This window comes from Pseudomonadota bacterium, assembly GCA_039028155.1.
Lineage (GTDB): Bacteria > Pseudomonadota > Alphaproteobacteria > SP197 > SP197 > JANQGO01.
In genome coordinates this window covers 23,821-43,026 of the sequence record JBCCIS010000043.1, presented here as the reverse complement: position 1 = coordinate 43,026, position 19,206 = coordinate 23,821, and the positions used below count along the sequence as shown (strand labels likewise).

Genomic DNA, 19,206 nt, shown 5'->3' with positions numbered 1-19,206 from the left:
GGCGTTTCCTGCAACATGGCGCCGATGGCGCGCACCGGCTTGCCGTCGGCGCCCTGTTGGACCACGAGATTGTCTTCGCAGCAGCCCGCCGAACACGGGTCGTCGGCAATCAGGTCGAGGACCGTGCGCTCGGGATGGCGTTCCGGGGCGACCAGGTCGACCTCCAGGCCGGCTTCGCCGTAGAGGCCCTGTTCGCGCGCCCAGATCAGACCGGCGAACTGACAGTCCACATGCCAGTCCAGATAGAAACGGAAAGGCGTCATGGACGCCACTCAGCCATCGACTCGGTCGAAGTAGACGCCGAGAAACGCGAAGTCGTCGGACGGCTGGTGAAAGTAGTCCCAGTGATCCGCGCGAAACGCCTCCAGGCTGATCTCGCCTGAGACAGCGGGGTCGCGCCGCCACAACCGTTCAGGAATGGCGTCCCAGCGGACGAGTTCGATGCCGGTCAAGCGCACCCGGCATCGTGTCATGCCGTCGCGGTCGATCACATCATAGGTCGCGCCGACATGAAGCGCGGTATTGTTCGCATCAAGACCTTCGCTCCATGCGACGAACCGCACGGTCGCCGTCTTGCTGCCGTCGATGATCTGGTCGATCAGCGCCAATTGGAACCATTGCATGCGGTGCACGGTGATGGTCCGACTCCCTCAGAATGGTATCTTGTCACAAAAGCGCTTGATCACGTTACGCGTGATGGCCGCTACGTTGTTGTCGAAGTTCTTGCACGGCAAGGCCGAGACCCAGGCGATGGAGCCGGTCGAGAAGATGGCGCCGCCGTTGTCGGTTTCGAAGAACACCATGTCCGCGTGCACCCGGGGCTGCAGCGAGCCATAGATCATCGGGTGCATGTGGCCGAGCTCCTCGTTGACCATCAAGACGGTATCGGAGTGGTCGAAGGAGCTGGCCAGCACCAGGGCGTGCGGCGGCGTGCCGCGCAAGGGGTCGGCACAGTCGAGCTCCCAGCCCGCCGCGCCGTCGCCGAGCAGACCGAAGTCGCCGATCAGTTCGTCCTCGCCCAGGCCGTCGAAGATCCAGGCAGCGCGCGGGTCGTGGCTGCCGGGTTGTCGGCGATAGGGGCTCGACCAGTCGAAGCCTTGGGCGATGAAACCGACACCGACGACTGATTGGGGCGTGCGGCCGCCACGCCACCACAGACCGCCCAGCTCGCCGGTGAAGCTCATGTGGTACTCGCCGGGCTCGGCGATCCAGGAGCGCGAGCCGTCTTCGGCCCGGCGCATCTCCATGACGCCCGGCTTGTCGTTACGGAATGCGACGCGCCAATAGAAACCGTTGCCGCCCATGTACATCAGCCGGCCACCCTGGCGCGTATAGTCCTGAATGCCGTCCAGCATGCGGGTTGAATAATACTCGGGATGGCTCATGGTCATGACACACGGCCATCGGGCGAGCAGGTCCGCGCCTTCGCGGTCGAGATCCTCGTCGCTCACCATGTCATAGGCGATGCCCTCGTGCTCGAGCCAGGCGATCAGATGCATGTCCGCGCTCATCTGCCACAGCGAATTGTGCTGGGGGCTCAGATTGGCGATCGGTCTGAGCCGCGAGCTGTAATGCGGGCCGGTATCGTCGGCGTGCAGGCCGTACATGCTGACACCGAACTCCGGATGTTCCTGCTGATGGAGGTCGTCGGGACCCAGACGTGGCGTTCGGTTGAATTGATAGTCGTACTCCGCCGAGGCAATCTGCTCGTCCAGATTGGCATAGGCCAGATAGCTCGCGGTCGGCACGAGCACACACAGCGACGCCGTCGTTTTGCCCGCCGGCGGGCGCACGACAAACGGCACGAACTCCGGCGCGCTGTCGTCGGCTTCCAGCTTGGCGGCATAAAGGCCGCTCTTGGCGCTTTCCGGGATCGTCACCTCGAAATCCGGCCGCCAACCGCAGTCGTAGATTGCGTCTTCGACGAAGTGCATGGCGCCCCACTGCTCCGGCGCTTTGGTCCAGTTGAACTCGGTGGCGTCCCAGTTGTGGCCACGCACCGCGCGGATCGGCAGGTTGACGGCCTCACCGTCCAGCTTGTTGCCGGAGATATCGACCAGCCTGTCGCTGCCGATCTCCTGGCTGAAATCCCAGGCGAGCACGGCGTCCCTGGCAAGTTTCTTCGGCAGGGCGCCGGTCAGCAGGGCGGCGCTCTCGTCGTCGTCGAGCAGGCGGTTGATCAAGACCGGGCGTTCGATTTTGCCGTTCACGTGGCCGCCGGGAAACCACGTGCCGCTTTCGGTTTGGTTGTTGTAGGCGCCGACCATAAAGGCGGCTTCCCGGTTGTGGATGTTGCCCATCTCGGGCGCCGGGACCGTCGCCTCTGAGCACGCCTGAATGGTGGGCACGGGATTGATCATGCGCTGGACGATCTTAAGCGTCTTGGTTTCGGCGTCGTAACTGCCGGTCAGCAGATACCATTGGCGCGCGATCAGTGGTTCCGGCGCGACGGCGCGGGCTGTGCGATGGTCGTTGCCGTCGCCGACGAAGAAACAGGCGTGCCCGTCGCCATTGGTGAAGAGACCCCAGCCGAACTCATTGCTTTCGGCGAACTTGGAGACGATCGACTTCCACGGCCGTTCCGGCGTCGTCGGCCAGAACAGGCATTGCAGCGAAAAGCTCTCCAGCTTGTCGAACGCCTTGTTATGGCCGACCGCGCCATAGGCGCCGGGCCACGTCGGCTGGTGGCGTGCCGCGTGGCTGCCGTTGGCGGGCACGTCGAGCACGTCGTCGCGATAGCCGGGACCGCCCGGCTGGTCGTCGCCGGAGAGAAGGCGCACGATGCTGGCCGTATAGCTGGATACCCCGTCGTCTGCGCTTGCCATGATGCGGATCGTGTCGCCTGGCGCGACGGAGATCTCGTCGGCATAGGCCGCGAGTTTCTTCTTCAACATGGTTCACCTGCCCCTTGTTGCGACCGTGCGCCGCCCCGAACCGTCTGGGATTCCGGCCAGTCGCTATGGCGACAACCTAGCCGATGCCAGGCACCCATAAGAACCCCTCACGTCTGCCATGAGGAAACCATGGCTTGCCCCAATTTGGGAAATCTCTAAACCAGCACTATGAGTACGGTTACCCTGTCATCAGGCCAGCGCACCCGCGGTATCATCGCCTGTATCGCGGCGACGACCACCGTCACGGTGACGTTGGGCATCAGCTATCCGTTCCTGGCGCTGACTCTGCATCATCAGGGTGTCTCGCCCTTGCTGAACGGGCTGAACGCGTCCGTCCAGATGCTGGCGGTGATGTTCCTGGCACTTCTGGCGCCTCGGCTGATCCGGCGCTTCGGCGTCAAACGCGTTATTGCCGCCGGCATGGTCGGCATGGCCGTGGCGCTTGCCTTGCTGCCGGTTTTCCCGTCGGTCTGGCTGTGGTTTCCGATCCGGTTTCTGCTGGGCCTGTCGGCCGAACTCGCGTTTACCGCCGGTGATGTCTGGATCAACCAGCTTGCCGACGAACGCCGGCGCGGCCGTCTGATCGGTGTCGCCGGCATGTTCCAGCACGGCGGCTTTGGTCTGGGGCCGATGATGCTGACGGTCCTGGACACGCAGACCTGGACGGCGCTCTATATCGGCATCGGGATTGTGTTGGTTGGCTTGGTGCCGCTCGCGGTCGCAGGCGGCGCGCAGGCGGCGCTACAGGGTGATCATCGGGCGCGCATTATCCATTTCTTCACCATCGCGCCGTCGCTGATGATGGCGGGCCTTATGTTCGGCCTGATCGACAGCGCGACCTTGTCGCTTTTGCCGGTCTACGGTGTTGATATGGGCGTCGGCGAAGATACAGCCAAACTGATGCTGACGATCTTTGTCGTGGGCGCGATCATCGCGCAGATACCGGTAGGTTTTCTTGCCGACCGTGTGGAGACACGGCGTCTGATGGCCGCCTGCACGTTCGTGACGCTGCTCACCATCGCGGCGCTGCCGTTTCTGGTGACCGATCCCGTCCTAATCTATCCGACCTTGTTGCTGATGGGGGCAACGCTGGGCAGTTTCTATACCATTGCGCTGACCGCCATGGGGCGACGTTTCCGCAGCGCGCAGTTGGTCGGGGCGACGACCAGTTTCATGTTCTTGTGGGCCATCGGCAGCGTCATCGGACCGAGCATCAGCGGCGGCGCGATGGACGCGCTGGGCCCTGTCGGTATGCCGATCGTCGGGGTTATCTTCTGCGCCATCTTCCTGGGCGTGTTGTTGCGGCGTATCTCCAGCGCGCCGCCGCTTGTGGTCGGCAATGAGTCGGACGCGCGGACGTCGGACTGAACGCCTTACGGTACGTCCTTGCCGTCGACGGTGAGACGGCCGACTTTTTCCGGATAGAAACAGAGATAGCCGGTGATCCGGCCGACTTCGTCGAGTGGATCGGGGTAGTGCCAGACCGCATCGTTGATTACGGTTTGGCCGATCTTGACGTGGTGATAACTGGCCGTGCCCTTGTACGGGCAGCGCGTCTTTGTATCCGACGCGATAAGAAGATCCTGGCGTACGTCTTCCAGTGGCATGTAGTAGCGGACCGGCAGACCGGTCTCGAACAGGAAGCGCGCGCGCGTTGTCTCCGCAATGGTCTCGCCGGCGGCTTCGACGCGAACCGGACGCGAACTCGCGACGATGTCGATCCGCGCCTTCGGATCGCGGGCGTGTACGTGGACCTCGTCGTCTTCTTCGTACCAGTGATCGAGTTGGTCCCAATAGAACGCCAGGTAACCTTTGATGGAGCGGCACTCGTCGAACGGCGTTTCATAGGTCCAGACCGCGTTCTCCGCCACGCGGTCGCCATGCGCCAGGCTGTAATAGGACGCGTCGCCCTTGAATGGGCAGTGGGTCGTGTGGTCGCTGCCGGTCAGCAGCGCCATGTCGGCATCGGCGCGCGGCACGTAATAGACCGGCAGGTGTTCGGTCTCCCGCAAGATGACCGCATCGAGCGTATCGAACACCGTTTGGCCGCCGAACATGGCGCGCAGGCGTTTGGCGCATGGTAGGATTTCGATCTGATAGTTCGGATGCGCCTGGAAGCCGGGCGCCGGATTGGCGATGCGTGACAACTCGGTCATGGCGTCTTCTCCGCTGTTAGAGTCTATATTGGCGCGACCGACACGTTGAAAAAGGGCCAGATGCATGGGTAAGGACCAGGAGGATGATGTTCGCGAATTGTTGATGCCGTCAGGCGAGATCTATCGTCCGCGGTACTCCGGTGTCGCGACCTTCATGCGCCGTCCCTTGCGTGCCGACGGCGACTGGGATGGGGTCGAGATCGGCTTGATCGGCGTCCCGTTCGATGGCGGCGTGACCAATCGTCCCGGCGCGCGCCATGGCCCGCGGGGATTGCGCGAACAGTCGACATTGATGGGCCATACCAACCATCAGACCGGCATTCGGCCCTATCACATCGCCGAATCGGCAGATCTGGGCGACGTTCTGATCGAGGGTGTCTACAGCCTTGAGCGCGCCATGGATGACATCGAGGCGTTCTATAAGAAGGTCCATGCCGCCGGCATTCTGCCGCTGACCGCAGGCGGCGACCATTCGATCACCTTGCCAATCATGAAGGCGATCGCCGCCGATCGGCCCGTCGGTCTGATCCACTTCGACGCCCATTGCGACACAGGGCCGGAACTGTTCGGCCACAAACACCATCATGGCGGACCGTTCAAGGTTGCTGTCGAAGATGGTGTGCTGGATCCCAAACGCACGATCCAAATCGGCATTCGTGGGCCGGCCGAGCCATTGTGGGCGTTCAGCTATGAATCCGGCATGACCGTGATTCATATCGAGGACCTCTACGCTATGGGTATCGATGCCGTGATCGCCAAGGCGCGCGAGGTGGTCGGCGACGGCCCGACCTATATCAGCTTCGATGTCGACGGCCTGGACCCGGTCTATGCGCCGGGCACGGGAACGCCTGAGGTCGGCGGCTTCACCACCTTTGAGGCGCAACAGATGCTGCGCGGCCTGCGCGGTCTCGACATCGTTGGCGGCGATGTGGTCGAGGTTTCGCCGCCGTTTGATCCCTCGGGCCAGACCGCGCTGACCGGCGCCCAGATGATGTGGGAGATCCTCTGCCTGATGGGCGAGAACGTGGCGTCGAAGAAGAGCTAGGAAAACGGCCGCTTCTGCGCGTTAACGTCAACGGCGCGTCTTCACACGAGGATCGTTGCAGCGCTTTGCAGCACAGGGCAACCCGGTTGTCGCAATCGCGGAAAGAGGACTGGAAGAACGCAGACGCAGCCCGAGCTTTTTCGGCCCGCGCCGCGTAAGCGACCCCATATCGTGCTGGCTTATGCGGCCTTGACCATACGTGACGCGAAACTCTCACGCGCCTTCATCGTCCGTGCCCACCGATTGGCGAAACTCAAATTGTCAGGCAACGTTTTTTGCAGGATGTCACAGACGAAGAGTGCGGCCATTCCCGTAATGTCCGCGATCGAGAACGCGTCGCCGGCGACAAAAGGCCTGTCGTCTGACAACTCGCTGTCGAGCCATGCCCAGTTGCTATCGAACAGGCGGCTCTGCGATTCGGCGAAGTTGGCCAGCTGTTCGACCTTGTCGGCGAAGAACGGCAGGGTGTGGCGCCCCACGTTGCCAATCGGTCCAAAGATCTGCTGCTCCATGCGCCGGTTCCACATCTCGATACGCGCTTGGTCAAAGGCGCTTTCGCCCATCAGCGGGGGATTGGGATAAAGCTCTTCCAAGTATCGGCTTATCGCGACGCTCTCTGTCAGGATGTGCCCATCGTCCGTTTCGAGAACCGGGAGCTCTCCGAGAGAATTGATAGCCAGAAAGTCAGCTGTTCGCGTTCCGCCGCCCAGGACATCGATCTTCTCACGATCGACCTCGATACCCTTCTCGGCGAGAAAAACATGAACGCGCAGCGAGTTGGGCGTCATTGCGTCGTAGAGTTTCATGGTGGTTCGTCTCCGGTGAGTAGGTTGATGTTGACAGTGAACTTATCGGTTCACTAACGTGGGAACACGTTAAAGTCAACCAACTAGTTCACTAATGAGTCCACCACCGATGCCCGATCTAAGTCGAACCTTTGCCGCGCTGAGCGACACCACGCGGCGCGCGATCGTTGCTCAGCTCGCCGATGGTGACATGCCCATATCCGATCTGGCGGCACCGTATGCGATGTCGCTGACGGCCGTGTCCAAGCATGTCCGAGTGCTCTCAGATGCCGGTCTTGTCCGTGTCACCAAACGGGGGCGCACCAGGTACTGCAGCCTGATGGCAACACCGATGAAGGATGCCGCCGAATGGTTGGACGGATATCGCGCGTTTTGGGACGGCCAGTTCGACTCGCTGTCTCGCTATCTGGACGACCTGGACAAGAATTAGACTGCGGCCTTTGTGCGCGCAGACCTGTCCGATCGCACACACAAGCAACGACCACGAACAGAATTGGGCACCCGTCGAAGGACTGTTAGTCCAGTTCTTCTTCGGCGATGACCCAGGGTTCCTGGCGCGCAGCCTCGCTCCAGGCCTGCATGGCCGGCAGCGCTACGATCGCATCGACATAGGCAGACGAGACGGGGTCGAGGTCGACACCATAGGTCAACAGTCGGCTGGCGACCGGCGCGTACATGGCGTCGGCGGCCGAGAAGGCGCCGAACAGGAAGTCGCCGCCGCTGCCGTAATCGCCGCGGCATCGGTTCCACCGTTCCTGGATCTGAGCGACATCGTTCAGCGCGCCGGGCGTATGGCCACGGCCGGGCAGGGACTTGCGGATGTTCATCGGCATCGCCGAACGCAGGTCGGCAAAACCCGCATGCATTTCGCAGGCAACGCTGCGCGCGACCGCGCGTGCCTCGAAACCGTCTGGCCAGATAGCGGCCTGGGGATGGCGATCGGTGGCATACTCGATTATCGCCAGGGTCTCCCAGATGGTCAGATCGCCGTCGACCAGGCACGGCACCTTGTGCGACGGTGAGACCTCAGCGATTGCCGCATCCCATTTGTCGTCGAACAACGGAATCAGTTTTTCCTCGAACGGCAGACCGAAATGCTCGAAGACCAGCCACGGCCTGAGCGACCACGACGAATAGTTTTTGTTGCCGATATAGAGGACGGGTGTAGTCATGCGGCCAAACCGAGGCGCGGCGGATCGGCCTCCAGCGCCTCGCGGATGAGAGCCTGGAAGAAGATGGTGCCGGGCTCCTTTTCCGGTGACAGCTTGCCGGACTGGTAGATGCCGGCTTCCAGGTTCTTCTGAACCTTTACGCACACTCCCATGTCTTCGTCCATCACGGCGATGGAATCCTTGATGTAGGACCGGCCATAGTCCTCCTCGCCTGCCGGAAACCAGTACCACGAGCGGATGGTCATGGCACCTGAGCCGTCGGGCTCGACCTGCTCGATGTTGAGGGCGCGGTCGGAGTAGTGCAGCAACAGGCCGGGGTACTTATAGATCCACAGCCCCTTGTTGGCGCGCACGTCCGACGTGCCGCCGTAGTCGACATGGAAACCAACGAAGCCGCCATTCTCGTAGGTCCGGATGTCGGCATCGGAGACCGCCTTATTCAGCGCTCCGTGAACGAAGGGCAGGTGGTAACCTTCACACGAATTGTCGCCATAGGCCTTCCAGTCGCAGGCGCCGGCGATCGTCGTCTCGTCAAGAAAGACAAACGTCTCCGTCGCCGGGTAGTCATCCACCAGGCGATCGACATCGCCCATCCAGGCTGCGAGGTCCGGCGCGGCTTCTTCGAGACAGACAAAGACAAGCCCCCGCCAGGTTTCGACGCGCACGGGAAACAGCCCGAACTTCGATTTGTCGAGGGCGCCTGAATCGGGGAAGCCCGGCGCCGTTCTGAGGCTGCCGTCAAAGCCATACATCCAGCCGTGATACTGGCAGCGCAGGGTTTGGCAGCGACCGCCGGCGTCGGTGAACAGGGGCCCTGCGCGGTGGCGGCAGACATTGTGGAAGGCGCGTAAGCCGCCGACGCGGTCGCGCACGGCGAACACCGGCCAGCCCGCCACATTGGCTGTGAGATAGGCGCCGGCCCGATCGAGCTCGGCCTCGCGCCCAACCAGCCACCAGTTGCGCGCAAAGATCAAGTGGCGCTCACGCTCGTACTGATCGGGATCGTGGTACCACGCGGCGGGCAGCGTGTCGGTCAGGGTTTGCGGCGCGGACATGGCGACTTCCTCACATAAACCTTGTCATAGGCACATCGGTGTTTGACTTCGATAGATTTATTTATAACATGTGACATGTTAAAAAACTGGCTGATGTCATAGCCGATGAAAGGGTCGCTCGTCCATGCCTAAGGTCGTGAACCATGATGCCCGCCGCGAAGAGGTCGCCGAAGCGACATGGCGCGTGATCGCCAAGCACGGCGTTGACGGCGCGACGCTGCGCGAGATCGCGCGTGAGGCCGGTTTTACGACCGGGGTTATTCACCACTATTTCCGCGACCGCGGTGAACTCATGGCATTCGCTTATCAGCTGATCGCCGAGCAGACCGCTGAACGTCTGACGGAGACCCTGGCGGTCTTGCCCGCGGGCATGCCGCGGGTACGCGCGACGATCGAAGCGCTGGCGCCGGGCGAGCTCAAGTCCGGGCGTGTCGCCGCGCTTCTCGGCTTTTGGTCCAGCGCGACCATCGATGATCGCCATCGTGCGCTGAACATGTCGTTCTATGACCGCTATCGCGGCTTGGTCCGCGAGCAGGTCGAGGACGCTATCGCGGTCGGCGATCTGCCACGCCACCTGGACCCCGACGACACCGCCGATCAGCTGGTCGCCCTGGGAGAGGGCATATTCGTGCGGACCGCGCTTGACCCCAAGCGCTTTTCGCCAGAGCGGCGCGCGCAACTGATCAGCAGCACGCTCGCCATGTTTGCCGCCGATACGGCACCGGAAGAGGAGACGACCCCATGACCATCATGAAACAGCTCAATCTCGATGACTTTGTCAGCGCCGAACAGGTCGCGTGCCTGCGCCGTCCGGTCGGCGAGGCCGAGGGCCTGCCGGGCCGAGTCTATGCCGACCCCGACTTCTTCGAGCTGGAGCGCAAGATGATTTTCCCGCGCGGCTGGATGGCGATCGCTTATGAGTCGGACGTTGCCGAGCCGGGCGACGCCCAACCGGTTTCGATTGCCGGTTGGGACTTCATCGTGGCACGCAACCGCCAGGGCGAGGTCAAGGTGTTCCACAATATCTGCCGGCACAGGTCGATGACCGTGCTGACCGAGCCCTGCAAGAAGGCCCAAAGGCTGCAGTGTCCCTGGCACGGCTGGACCTATGACCTCAACGGCCGGCTGATCGCGACGCCGGATATCGGTGGCATCGACGAGACGACCGGCAAGGTCAGCGCCGAGCAGCCGGGCATCGAGAAGGCAACGCTGGGCTTGCGCGAGGTGCGCAGTGAGACCTGGATGCACTTCGTCTTCGTCAACATCGACGGCCAAGCCGAGCCGTTCGAGGACTTCATCCGCCCGGTTCACGAGCGTGTCCCCGACCACGACCTCTCGGTCGTGCAGTTCTCAGGCCTGACGACCGAGGCGCAGTTCGACGGCAACTGGAAGCTCGCCATCGAGACCGGATGCGAGGACTACCACCTGCCTTGGGTTCACCCTCAGATCGGACCCAGGAGCGGCGTCTTCCGTGGCGAGCGGGGCGGCAACACCTATGTCTCGATCGCCAGCCGACGCGAGACAGAAGTGCTGACCGGCGACACTCTGCCGATGTTCCCCCATTACAACGGCAAGAAGGTGGGTGAAGACGGGCTCTCGCGGGAGCTCGTGCTCTTCTTTATCGTGCCCAACGCCATCGTCTCCGTCCTGGACGACCACGTCGTCACCAACATCTATTATCCGATGGCCCATGATCGGACGCCGACGCGCCGCGCCTTTCACTTCATCGGCGAGGCGGCGACGGACGACGAACACCGCGCGACCCGCGAGGCGGTGCGCGACGCCTGGATCAAGGTCGGCGAGCAGGACTTCCCCATGGTGCGCGAGGTCCAGACCAAGCACGCCCAGCGCGACGAGCTCGGCATGGAGACACGGTTCTCGGCCTACTGGGAAAGCGCCGTGCATCATTTCCAGAACCTGGTCGTCGACCGGTTGCAGGCCTGATGTTCTATGGCCTGATCGGCTCAAGCTAGAGATTGAGTTTCATGCCGATGTGACTGGGTTCGAAGCCGAGCCTCTCGTAGAAACGATGGGCGTCGGGCCTGGTCCGGTCGGTTGTTAGCTGAACGAGGCCGCAGCCCGCTTTCTTCGCCTCGTCAATGGCAAATCTGAACATCTGTTCGCCAAGACCGGTGTTGCGGTGGTTTCGGGCGATGCGGACGGCCTCGATCGTTGCCCTCATCATGCCGTGGCGGGCGAGGCCCGGCGTCAATGTCAGCTGAAGGCAGCCCATGACATCGTCGTTGTCGTCGACGGCAACAATGATCCGGTTGCCGGACTGCCGTTCGATGGCGTCGAACGCCTCGACATAGGCGGCAGGCAGAGGATCCTCCAGCCGCTCCCTTGTCGCGCCCAGGACGTCATCGGCCAGCAGGGCCACAATCGCCTGAAGGTCGTCTTTGGTCGCGGTACGTAGTCTCATGGCCGGACCCTCTCTTCGCCCGGTGTCAAACGATGCCGGCAGTGTAGCCCTGATTGGCGGTCATCAACGGGCGAAAAGCCTGCCAAACGATCCCGCGAGCGGGCCAACGCCTTCGTTGCAAGTCGGCCCGGCTTCACCCAGTGTGCGCCATCGACCGTGAGCGTCGGGCGCCGCTCGTGGTGGCCCGGCCGAACCAGCGACGAGGTCCGACCGGTGTTTCATTCGTTCTTTCCCAATCCCCGCATCTTTTTCCCCGCCGCTCTTGTGTGGACCGGGCTGTCGATGGCCATCTGGTTCATCTTCGGCGCCGATCTCGGCGAGTCGCTCAGCCTGGGCGGACTGATTGGCTACGGCTATCCCGAAGCCCCGCCGCCCGAGGCCGACGAGATGGCGATGGATGCCTACGCCAACCAACGCCTGTTCGCCGTCGATGTCTGGCTTTACCAGTACATGATCGTCGCTGGTGCCATCTTCGCCTTTCTGGTTCACCGCTTCTTGCCCCATCGCTGGTTCTGGTGGTCGGTCGTCGTGGCGTCGATCATCATCTTCATTACGTGGTTCCTGGTTCAGCTCGACGTCATGATCAACAACTGGTTTGGCCGTTTCTATGATGCCGTCCAGTTGGCTCTAAGCGAGCCTGGCTCGATCAGTCTGACAGAGTACTACCTGCTGTTGCTGGACTTCCTGGAGATCGCGATGGTCTTTGTCATCGTCGCCTCCATCAATCGGTTCATCGTCAGCCACTTCATCTTCCGCTGGCGTACGGCGATGAACGACTATTACGTCGCCAACTGGCAGAGACTGCGCCATATCGAGGGCGCGTCGCAGCGCGTTCAGGAAGACACCATGCGCTTTGCCGCCATCATGGAGAGCCTAGGTGTCAGTCTGATCGATGCACTAATGACGCTGATCGCTTTCCTGCCGATTCTTTGGGCTCTGTCGGAGCACGTCAAAGAGATACCGATCATCGGCGAAATCCCCCAGGCGCTTGTCGTTATCGCTATCGTGTGGTCTGTGTTCGGCACCGGTCTCGTGGCGCTTGCCGGCATTCGCCTACCGGGCCTGGAGTTCCGCAACCAACGCGTCGAGGCGGCCTATCGCAAAGAGCTTGTCTTCGGCGAAGATGATCCCAGCCGCGCGCAGCCACCGACGTTGGATCAACTGTTCGCCGACGTCCGACGCAACTATTTCCGGCTCTATCTGAACTACCTTTACTTCAACCTGGTACGCATCAGCTACCTGCAGGTCGGCGTACTCGTACCCTATTTTGCGCTTGGGCCGACAATCGTCTCCGCGACGATCACGCTCGGTATCCTGCAGCAGATTGTGCGCGCCTTCGGCCGTGTCGAAAGCTCGTTCCAGTACCTCATCAACTCCTGGACAACGATCGTCGAGATGATGTCGATCTACAAACGCCTCCACGCTTTTGAGGCCACCATGCAAGGCAGACAGTTAGCGGACATCGAACGCGACAACCGGCCTGACTAAGTTGATCGTGGATTAGGTCTGTAGATGGAGCGTCGCTAACCCGCCCCCTCGGCCTCCTCGATGTCGAGGTCGGGGGGTGGCACCTTGTAGCCCTTGGTCAGGTAGGTGAGGTAGCCGATCCCGATGGCGAGCCAGACAACGCCCAGGATCAGTGCGTCCTTGTCCAGGCTCGCCAAAAGGCCGAGGTCGAGAATGGCGCCCAGGCCCGGCACGACGACCCACAGCAACAGGCCGCGCCGTTCGCCGTCATGGCGGTGGCGCAGGTAGTGCGCGATCACCGAGAGATTGACGAAGGTGAAGGCGGTGAAGGCGCCGAAGTTGATAAACGAGGTCGAGGTTGCCTCGTCGAGCGCGATGGCGAGCAGGCCGAACAGGCCGGCCATGACGATATTGAAGACCGGTGTCTTGAAGCGCGCGTTGAGGTAGCCGAAGACGCGGCGCGGCAAGACGCGGTCGCGGCCCATGGCGTAAAGCAGGCGCCCGACGCTCGCCTGGGCCGACAGGCCGGCGGTGAACTGGGTGACGACCATGCCGATCAGGAAGACGGTGACGAAGATGTCGCCGCCGACCTTGCGCGCGATCTCGAACGCCGCGGCGTCCTCGTTCTGGAACTGGGTCGAGGGATGCGCGAGTTCGGTGACATAGGAGGCGCCGATAAAGACGCCGCCGCCAATCAGCGCGATCAGGAAGATCGCGCGCGGCATGGTCTTGCGCGGTTCGATGGTCTCCTCGGCCAGGGTCGAGACGGCATCGAAGCCCAGGAACGAATAGACCGCCAGCGCCGCGCCGGCGAGTGTCGCCGAGAACGGCACGCCCGGCTGGAAGAAGGGGTCGGCCGACAGCAGCGAGCCGCCGTCCGAGACCTCAACAACGTAATGCGCGGCAAGCGCCATGAACGCTGCGACGATCAGAAACTGAGCGACCATCAGGATGAAGTTCACCCTGCTGGCGAAGTGGATGCCGATGATGTTGATCGCGCTCGTCAGGACGACATAGGCGACGACCCAGATCCACGACGGGATGTCGGGCAGCGCCGCGCCCAGATAGGCGGCGCCGATCAGCCAGATCACCATGGGCAGGAAGAAGTAGTCGAGCAGGACCGCCCAGCCGACCAGGAACCCGGCATGGGCGTTGATCGTGCGCCTTGTGTAGCTATAGGCCGACCCCGATACCGGATGGATCGAGGTCATGCGCCCATAGCTGTAGGCGGTCAGCAGAATGGCGGCCAGCGCCACCAGATAAGCCCCCGCCGCCGTGCCTTCGGACTTGTCCGCCAGGACGCCGAAGGTGCCGAAGACGATCATCGGCGCCATATAGGCCAGGCCGAACAGCACGACCGCGCCCAGACCCAGGCTGCGGTCGAGCTTGGGCTGGGCGCTTGTCATGTCAGGCAGGCGCGACGATATCGCTTTCCTGTTCGCCTAGCCCCTCGACCGCCATGCGCACCTTGTCGCCGGCCTTCAGGAACACCCGCGGTTTCTTGCCCTGGCCGACGCCGGCGGGCGTGCCGGTTGCCATGACGTCGCCGGGCTCCAGCGACATGAAGCGGCTGACGAAGCTGATCAGGTGGGCGACCGGGAAGATCATGTTGGCGGTCGTGCCGTCCTGCATCATCTTGCCGCTGACCTCGCACCACAGCCTCAAATTCTGGGGATCGGGCACTTCGTCGGCGGTGACCAGCCAGGGGCCGAGCGGACAGAACGTGTCGCCAGACTTGCCGAGTACCCATTGACCGGAGCCGTAGCCCTGGAACTTGCGCTCGGAGACATCGTGGCAGGTGCAGTAGCCGGCGACATGCTTCAGCGCATCGGCCTCGGCGATGTTCTTGCCGCCGCGCCCGATGACGACGCCCAGCTCGACCTCCCAGTCGCCATGGCGGCTGTCGGGCAACAGCTCGATCGCGTCGTTGGGGCCGCACAGAGTCGTTGTCGGTTTGAAGAAGACGATCGGCTTGTCGGGCGCCGCCATGCCGACCTCCTCAGCGTGGTCGGTGTAGTTGAGGCCGATGCAGATAATCTTATTGATGCCGGCAAGCGGCGGACCCAGGCGCGGCTTGCCGCGCACCTTGGGCAGGCTCGCCGGGTCAATCCGGCTGAGACGCTTCAGCGCCGCCGCCGACAGGACGGACGGATCAATGTCATCGATTTCGTCGGCCAACGAGCGCATCGCGCCTGAATCGTCGACCAAACCCGGCTTTTCCTTGCCCGGCCTGCCGTAGCGCACAAGTTTCATGGATGTAATCCCCCGGTTATGTGGTCAGGCCGCCGTCGACGTTCAGTGTCTGGCCCGTGACGTAGTCGGCGCCGGCCGACAGGAACAGGATGGTGTCGCCATAGTCGTCCGGCGACCCCACACGCTTCAGCGGCACGATGTTTTCGATATCGTCGAACATGTCGGGGAAGCGGCACTCCCAGGGCGAGTCGACCGCGCCCGGCGCGATGGCGTTGACGCGCACGTCTGGCGCCAGCGCGCGCGCCCACTCCTTGGTCAAGTTCACCAGCCCTGCCTTGGTCGCGCAATAGACCGAGCTGGAGCCGCCGCCGCCGTGGGCCGAGATCGACGCCGTGTTGACGATCGCGCCGCCGGACGCCTTCAGGAACGGTGTCGCCGCCTTGGTGCAGCGATAGGGGCCGATCAGATTGACGTTCAAGAGCTTGTCCCAGAACGCTTCATCCTGGGCATCGAAATCGGCGGCCGGGATCGGCAGCGAGGTGCCCGGCGTGCCCGCGTTGTTGATCAAGTAGTCCAGGCCGTTGAGTGCCTCGGCGGCTTCGCGGATCATGCGTGGTGCGTCGTCGGCATTGCCGACATCCCCGGGCGCGGCGACGACGTCATGGCCTTCCGACTTCAGACGTTCGACTTCCTCGGCCAGACGCGGCGAGCTCGGCAGGTCGTTGATGGCGACGCTGGCGCCACAGCGCAAGAACGCCTCGACCGCGCCCAGGCCGATGCCCGACGCACCGCCGGTGACCAGCGCCTTGCGGCCCTGAAGATCATAGCTTGCCCGCATGGTGTTCCCCGATTTGATGTTTGGCGCGGCATCCTAGCTGTCCGGATCGCCGCTGTCCTCGCGGATTCGCGCGAAGGCGTCGAGCAGGCGCACGCCGACGCCGGTGCCGCCCTTGGGGCAGAGCGGCTTGTCGTCATAGGCCATCTCCTTGCCGGCGATGTCCAGATGGGCCCACGGGCGGCCACGCGCGAAACGCTGCAGCAACTGCGCGGCATGGGCCGCGTCCGCGTAGTCGCCGGGCTCGGCGAACTGGCGCAAGTCGGCGATGTCGGAGCCCAGGTTGTCCTCGTACTCCTGATCCAGCGGCATGCGCCACAGCTTCTCACCGCTGGCGGCCGATGCAGCTTCCAAGTCGGCGGCAAGCGCGTCGGCGTTGGTGTACATGCCGCTGTAGACGAGGCCCAGACCGGCCATGATGTCATAGGTCAGCGTCGCCAGATCGATCATGGCGGCCGGCTCGAAACGCTCGACCGCATAGGCCAGCAGGTCGAGCAGAACCAGGCGGCCTTCCGCGTCGGTGTTCAAGACCTCGATGGTCCAGCCGGCTTTCGACGTCAGGACATCACCCGGTCGATAGGCGCGGCTGCCGGCCATGTTCTCGACGAGGCCGACAATCCCGACCGCGTTGACCCCGGCGTTGCGTGCGGCGAGCGCCTGCAGCGCGCCGACGACGGCGCCGCCGCCGGCCATATCGCCTTTCATTTCCTCCATGCCCTTGGCCGGTTTGATCGAGATGCCGCCGCTGTCAAAAGTCAGGCCCTTGCCGATGAAACAGAGTGGCGCGGCATCCGGGTCATCGGCGCCCGACCAGCGCAGGATCAGCAGACGCGGTTCATGACCGCTGCCCTGTGCGACCGCCTGCATGGCGCCCATGCCTTGTTCGCTCAGATAGTCCGGACCGTGCGCTTCGATATCGACGCCGAGATCGGCCAAGGATCCGATCTGCTCGACAAACGACACAGGGAAAAGGTCGTTGGCTGGCTGGTTGACGAGATCGCGGGCGAGTTCGATACCGCCTGCGACGGCGTCTAGGTCTTGCCAGGCCGCCCGCGCCGTTTCGACTTCGTGTGTTGCGACCGTCAACCGGTCGATTCGACAGGGGGCATCGTCATCCCTTGACGTCCGGTAACGATCATAACTGTAGCCGCGCAGGCGCAGGCCCAAAGCGACATGGGCAAGTGCCCTACCGCCGGAGAGCGGCGCGTCCACAGGCGTATCGAGGGCCAGGACAGCAGCCGTTTGACCCGTCGTCGTCAGGTGAGCGGCAAGCGCTCCGCCGATCTCTTCCCAAGCCCGTGCGTCCAGTTTGTCGGGTTCGCCGAGGCCGACAAGGACGACCTGGCGTGCCGCGCCGTCGAACGAGGCCGTGACGTCCAGGGTATCGTCACGCTTGCCGGAGAACCGGCTGGCGTCAACGATCCGGCGAAGCGCGCCGCCGCATGCCGTGTCGTAGGGTTGCGTGACGGCGTCGAAGGCGCCGTCGGAAAAGACGCCAAGAATCAGTGTGCCGTCGCCGGGCGCCACAGCCTGTTCGACAAACGAAGTGTTCATGGAATTCCCTTGCACAAGTCTCGCGCGAGTCTAGTGACGCGCGGCTGTCTGACAACCGCTTGGTGACAGGATTGTCGCGGCGTATGGTCGAGCGCGTCCAAGGGGGCCGAGGGCAGTGCCGATGTTGACCCAGATCTATGAAGTATCCGGACCGGAGGAAGCCCGTCAGCTCGCCGATCTGGGCGTCGACCACATGGGCGTGCTTGTCGGCCCGGGCGCCTTCCCGCGCGAGCGCCCTGGTGCCGAAGCGCGCGCGACGTTTGAGGCTCTGCCGCCGGGCAAAATTTCCATCGCCTTATCGCTCTCAGACAGTCCGGACGAGGTCGCGCGCGTCATCCGTGAGACCACGCCGGATGTTGTTCACATCGGCGCGGCGATTGAGCTGTTCTCGGTCGACCAGACCCGCAGCATCAAATGTCAGTTTCCGGAAACCCAGATCATGCGCGCGATACCGGTGGTCGGTGAGGCCGCCATCGGATGGGCGCGCGACTATGAGGGCATCGCCGACTGGCTGCTGCTGGACAGCCACGCGCCCGGCGACCGCCAGATCGGCGCCCAGGGCATTACTCACGACTGGTCGATAAGCCGACGCATCGTCGAGGCGGTCTCCATGCCGGTCATACTGGCCGGCGGCCTGGGACCGGACAATGTCGCCGAGGCGATCAAGGCGGTCGGCCCGGCCGGCGTCGACTCCAAGACCAAGACCGACAGCACGGACGGCGAAACCAAGGATCTTCAGAAGGTAGCGGCATTTGTCGAGCAGTCGAAAGGCGCCGGCTAGCTCCTCGGGTAAAGCGTCTCCGTGTTGCCGTCGACACCGACGATCTGGCCGGAGATGTGGCGGCCGTAGTCGGAACACAGGAAACAGATGAGGTCGGCGATCTCCTCGGGGTCGACGTAACACTGCATCGACGTGCCGATGGCGTAGAGGCGGCGCACGGTCTCGACGTCCAGCCCGTCGTTCTCGGCATGCGCCTTGATGACGCCCTCCATACGCTCGCCATTGACGTTGCCGGGCACGATGCCGTTGACCCGGATGTTGTCGGGCCCGAGTTCCATGGCGAGTGTCTTGGTCAGACCGGTCACCGCCCATTTTGCCGCCACATAGGGCGCGCGGTTGGGGTAACCCAGGATGCCGGCACCGGACACCAGATTGATGATGACGCCCTGCTGTTGCGTCTTGAAGACGGGCACGGCGTGGCGCGCGCAGTAGAACTGGGAGTCGATGCACACACCCATGACGGCGCGCCACTCGTCGTCAGTCACCGACTCTATCGGTTTGGTCGGTCCGGCGATGCCGGCGTTGTTGATCAGGATGTCGAGGCCGGTTGTATCGACATCGGCGAACAGGGCGGCGACCTCCGAGGACTTCGAGACATCGCAGCGCACCGCCTCGATGCCATCGGGCAGGGACGCCAGAGCAGCCTCGTCGATGTCGCAGGTCAGGACGCGGGCGCCCAAGCGGTGCATGGCAAGCGCCGTCGCCCGACCCATGCCGGCGCCGCCAGCGGTGATGACGGCGCGCTTGCCGGCCAACGAGATGTCCACGGACTGATCCTCCCCATACCAGCTAGAAACCACCAGAAACGGCGTTTTTCGGCCATGCG

At 63.2% G+C, this 19,206-nt stretch carries 20 protein-coding genes; 7 read left to right on the top strand and 13 right to left on the bottom strand.

The genetic code is table 11. The annotated features are described in order from the left end of the window. From AAF563_19190 to AAF563_19180, 3 genes are all read right to left on the bottom strand, one after another. Positions 1-263 (bottom strand): ABC transporter substrate-binding protein (locus AAF563_19190; protein ID MEM7123411.1); only part of this gene is annotated, 263 nt, incomplete at its 3' end. Between the two features lie 9 nt (positions 264-272). After that, on the bottom strand, positions 273-623 hold the full coding sequence (locus tag AAF563_19185; GenBank protein MEM7123410.1) for an ASCH domain-containing protein: 351 nt from the start codon (positions 621-623) through the stop codon (positions 273-275). A 27-nt stretch (positions 624-650) separates the two neighbouring features. Further along, positions 651-2,894 carry a N,N-dimethylformamidase beta subunit family domain-containing protein gene (locus AAF563_19180; protein MEM7123409.1) on the bottom strand — a complete coding sequence of 748 codons (2,244 nt, stop codon included), beginning with the start codon at positions 2,892-2,894 and terminating at the stop codon, positions 651-653. Positions 2,895-3,062: 168 nt separating this feature from the next. Here AAF563_19180 and AAF563_19175 point away from each other — a divergent pair, with 168 nt between their 5' ends. Further along, complete coding sequence (locus AAF563_19175; protein MEM7123408.1) at positions 3,063-4,262, top strand: MFS transporter; 1,200 nt, start codon at positions 3,063-3,065, stop codon at positions 4,260-4,262. Positions 4,263-4,267: 5 nt separating this feature from the next. Here the strand turns inward: AAF563_19175 and AAF563_19170 are convergent, their stop codons facing one another. Then, a complete protein-coding gene (locus tag AAF563_19170; GenBank protein MEM7123407.1) occupies positions 4,268-5,050 on the bottom strand; it encodes a DUF427 domain-containing protein in 783 nt (260 codons plus the stop codon). Positions 5,051-5,153: 103 nt separating this feature from the next. Here AAF563_19170 and AAF563_19165 point away from each other — a divergent pair, with 103 nt between their 5' ends. Continuing rightward, positions 5,154-6,095, top strand: coding sequence for an agmatinase (locus AAF563_19165; GenBank protein ID MEM7123406.1), 942 nt, complete (start codon positions 5,154-5,156; stop codon positions 6,093-6,095). 179 nt (positions 6,096-6,274) lie between these two features. On the opposite strand, the gene AAF563_19160 is transcribed toward AAF563_19165, so the two are convergent. Beyond that, positions 6,275-6,901 (bottom strand): glutathione S-transferase family protein, encoded by a 627-nt coding sequence (locus AAF563_19160; protein MEM7123405.1) that lies wholly within the window; start codon positions 6,899-6,901, stop codon positions 6,275-6,277. A gap of 109 nt (positions 6,902-7,010) precedes the next feature. On the opposite strand from AAF563_19160, the gene AAF563_19155 reads away from it, so the two are divergent. Then, positions 7,011-7,331 (top strand): metalloregulator ArsR/SmtB family transcription factor, encoded by a 321-nt coding sequence (locus AAF563_19155; GenBank protein ID MEM7123404.1) that lies wholly within the window; start codon positions 7,011-7,013, stop codon positions 7,329-7,331. Positions 7,332-7,416: 85 nt separating this feature from the next. Here the strand turns inward: AAF563_19155 and AAF563_19150 are convergent, their stop codons facing one another. Then, positions 7,417-8,073 carry a glutathione S-transferase family protein gene (locus tag AAF563_19150; protein MEM7123403.1) on the bottom strand — a complete coding sequence of 219 codons (657 nt, stop codon included), beginning with the start codon at positions 8,071-8,073 and terminating at the stop codon, positions 7,417-7,419. Further along, positions 8,070-9,128, bottom strand: a complete 1,059-nt coding sequence (locus AAF563_19145) for an aromatic ring-hydroxylating dioxygenase subunit alpha (protein MEM7123402.1) — start codon at positions 9,126-9,128, stop codon at positions 8,070-8,072. Before AAF563_19145 ends, AAF563_19150 begins: the two co-directional genes overlap by 4 nt. A gap of 124 nt (positions 9,129-9,252) precedes the next feature. Between AAF563_19145 and AAF563_19140 the strand changes: the two genes are divergently transcribed. Then, on the top strand, positions 9,253-9,873 hold the full coding sequence (locus AAF563_19140; protein MEM7123401.1) for a TetR family transcriptional regulator C-terminal domain-containing protein: 621 nt from the start codon (positions 9,253-9,255) through the stop codon (positions 9,871-9,873). Continuing rightward, positions 9,870-11,072 (top strand): aromatic ring-hydroxylating dioxygenase subunit alpha, encoded by a 1,203-nt coding sequence (locus AAF563_19135; GenBank protein ID MEM7123400.1) that lies wholly within the window; start codon positions 9,870-9,872, stop codon positions 11,070-11,072. The genes AAF563_19140 and AAF563_19135 overlap by 4 nt, the downstream gene beginning before the upstream one ends. A gap of 25 nt (positions 11,073-11,097) precedes the next feature. Here AAF563_19135 and AAF563_19130 read toward each other — a convergent pair whose 3' ends face one another. Then, complete coding sequence (locus AAF563_19130) at positions 11,098-11,550, bottom strand: GNAT family N-acetyltransferase (protein ID MEM7123399.1); 453 nt, start codon at positions 11,548-11,550, stop codon at positions 11,098-11,100. A gap of 213 nt (positions 11,551-11,763) precedes the next feature. On the opposite strand from AAF563_19130, the gene sbmA reads away from it, so the two are divergent. Beyond that, a complete protein-coding gene (gene sbmA / locus AAF563_19125) occupies positions 11,764-13,038 on the top strand; it encodes a peptide antibiotic transporter SbmA (protein ID MEM7123398.1) in 1,275 nt (424 codons plus the stop codon). Positions 13,039-13,073: 35 nt separating this feature from the next. On the opposite strand, the gene AAF563_19120 is transcribed toward sbmA, so the two are convergent. Genes AAF563_19120 through AAF563_19105 form a run of 4 tightly spaced genes read right to left on the bottom strand, consistent with a single transcriptional unit; the run spans position 13,074 to position 17,599 of the window. Continuing rightward, positions 13,074-14,423, bottom strand: a complete 1,350-nt coding sequence (locus tag AAF563_19120; GenBank protein MEM7123397.1) for an APC family permease — start codon at positions 14,421-14,423, stop codon at positions 13,074-13,076. 1 nt (position 14,424) lies between these two features. Continuing rightward, positions 14,425-15,270, bottom strand: coding sequence for a fumarylacetoacetate hydrolase family protein (locus tag AAF563_19115; protein ID MEM7123396.1), 846 nt, complete (start codon positions 15,268-15,270; stop codon positions 14,425-14,427). Positions 15,271-15,286: 16 nt separating this feature from the next. Further along, positions 15,287-16,048 carry an SDR family oxidoreductase gene (locus AAF563_19110; protein MEM7123395.1) on the bottom strand — a complete coding sequence of 254 codons (762 nt, stop codon included), beginning with the start codon at positions 16,046-16,048 and terminating at the stop codon, positions 15,287-15,289. A 33-nt stretch (positions 16,049-16,081) separates the two neighbouring features. Further along, positions 16,082-17,599 carry a leucyl aminopeptidase gene (locus tag AAF563_19105; GenBank protein ID MEM7123394.1) on the bottom strand — a complete coding sequence of 506 codons (1,518 nt, stop codon included), beginning with the start codon at positions 17,597-17,599 and terminating at the stop codon, positions 16,082-16,084. A 121-nt stretch (positions 17,600-17,720) separates the two neighbouring features. Between AAF563_19105 and AAF563_19100 the strand changes: the two genes are divergently transcribed. Further along, entirely contained in the window at positions 17,721-18,380 is a 660-nt protein-coding gene (locus AAF563_19100; GenBank protein ID MEM7123393.1) for a phosphoribosylanthranilate isomerase, read from the top strand. Here the strand turns inward: AAF563_19100 and AAF563_19095 are convergent. Next, positions 18,377-19,147: an SDR family oxidoreductase gene (locus AAF563_19095; protein MEM7123392.1), complete on the bottom strand. Its 771-nt coding sequence runs from the start codon at positions 19,145-19,147 to the stop codon at positions 18,377-18,379. The two genes, AAF563_19100 and AAF563_19095, sit on opposite strands and share 4 nt — an antisense overlap. Positions 19,148-19,206 lie beyond the last annotated feature (59 nt).

Excerpts from the sequence above, each read along its gene's own strand:
- AAF563_19185 (MEM7123410.1), bottom strand. The coding sequence starts at position 623 with ATGCAATGGTTCCAATTGGCGCTGATCGACCAGATCATCGACGGCAGC.
- AAF563_19180 (MEM7123409.1), bottom strand. The coding sequence starts at position 2,894 with ATGTTGAAGAAGAAACTCGCGGCCTATGCCGACGAGATCTCCGTCGCG.
- AAF563_19175 (MEM7123408.1), top strand. The coding sequence starts at position 3,063 with ATGAGTACGGTTACCCTGTCATCAGGCCAGCGCACCCGCGGTATCATC.
- AAF563_19170 (MEM7123407.1), bottom strand. The coding sequence starts at position 5,050 with ATGACCGAGTTGTCACGCATCGCCAATCCGGCGCCCGGCTTCCAGGCG.
- AAF563_19165 (MEM7123406.1), top strand. The coding sequence starts at position 5,154 with ATGCCGTCAGGCGAGATCTATCGTCCGCGGTACTCCGGTGTCGCGACC.
- AAF563_19160 (MEM7123405.1), bottom strand. The coding sequence starts at position 6,901 with ATGAAACTCTACGACGCAATGACGCCCAACTCGCTGCGCGTTCATGTT.
- AAF563_19155 (MEM7123404.1), top strand. The coding sequence starts at position 7,011 with ATGCCCGATCTAAGTCGAACCTTTGCCGCGCTGAGCGACACCACGCGG.
- AAF563_19150 (MEM7123403.1), bottom strand. The coding sequence starts at position 8,073 with ATGACTACACCCGTCCTCTATATCGGCAACAAAAACTATTCGTCGTGG.
- AAF563_19145 (MEM7123402.1), bottom strand. The coding sequence starts at position 9,128 with ATGTCCGCGCCGCAAACCCTGACCGACACGCTGCCCGCCGCGTGGTAC.
- AAF563_19140 (MEM7123401.1), top strand. The coding sequence starts at position 9,253 with ATGCCTAAGGTCGTGAACCATGATGCCCGCCGCGAAGAGGTCGCCGAA.
- AAF563_19135 (MEM7123400.1), top strand. The coding sequence starts at position 9,870 with ATGACCATCATGAAACAGCTCAATCTCGATGACTTTGTCAGCGCCGAA.
- AAF563_19130 (MEM7123399.1), bottom strand. The coding sequence starts at position 11,550 with ATGAGACTACGTACCGCGACCAAAGACGACCTTCAGGCGATTGTGGCC.
- AAF563_19120 (MEM7123397.1), bottom strand. The coding sequence starts at position 14,423 with ATGACAAGCGCCCAGCCCAAGCTCGACCGCAGCCTGGGTCTGGGCGCG.
- AAF563_19115 (MEM7123396.1), bottom strand. The coding sequence starts at position 15,270 with ATGAAACTTGTGCGCTACGGCAGGCCGGGCAAGGAAAAGCCGGGTTTG.
- AAF563_19110 (MEM7123395.1), bottom strand. The coding sequence starts at position 16,048 with ATGCGGGCAAGCTATGATCTTCAGGGCCGCAAGGCGCTGGTCACCGGC.
- AAF563_19105 (MEM7123394.1), bottom strand. The coding sequence starts at position 17,599 with ATGAACACTTCGTTTGTCGAACAGGCTGTGGCGCCCGGCGACGGCACA.
- AAF563_19100 (MEM7123393.1), top strand. The coding sequence starts at position 17,721 with ATGTTGACCCAGATCTATGAAGTATCCGGACCGGAGGAAGCCCGTCAG.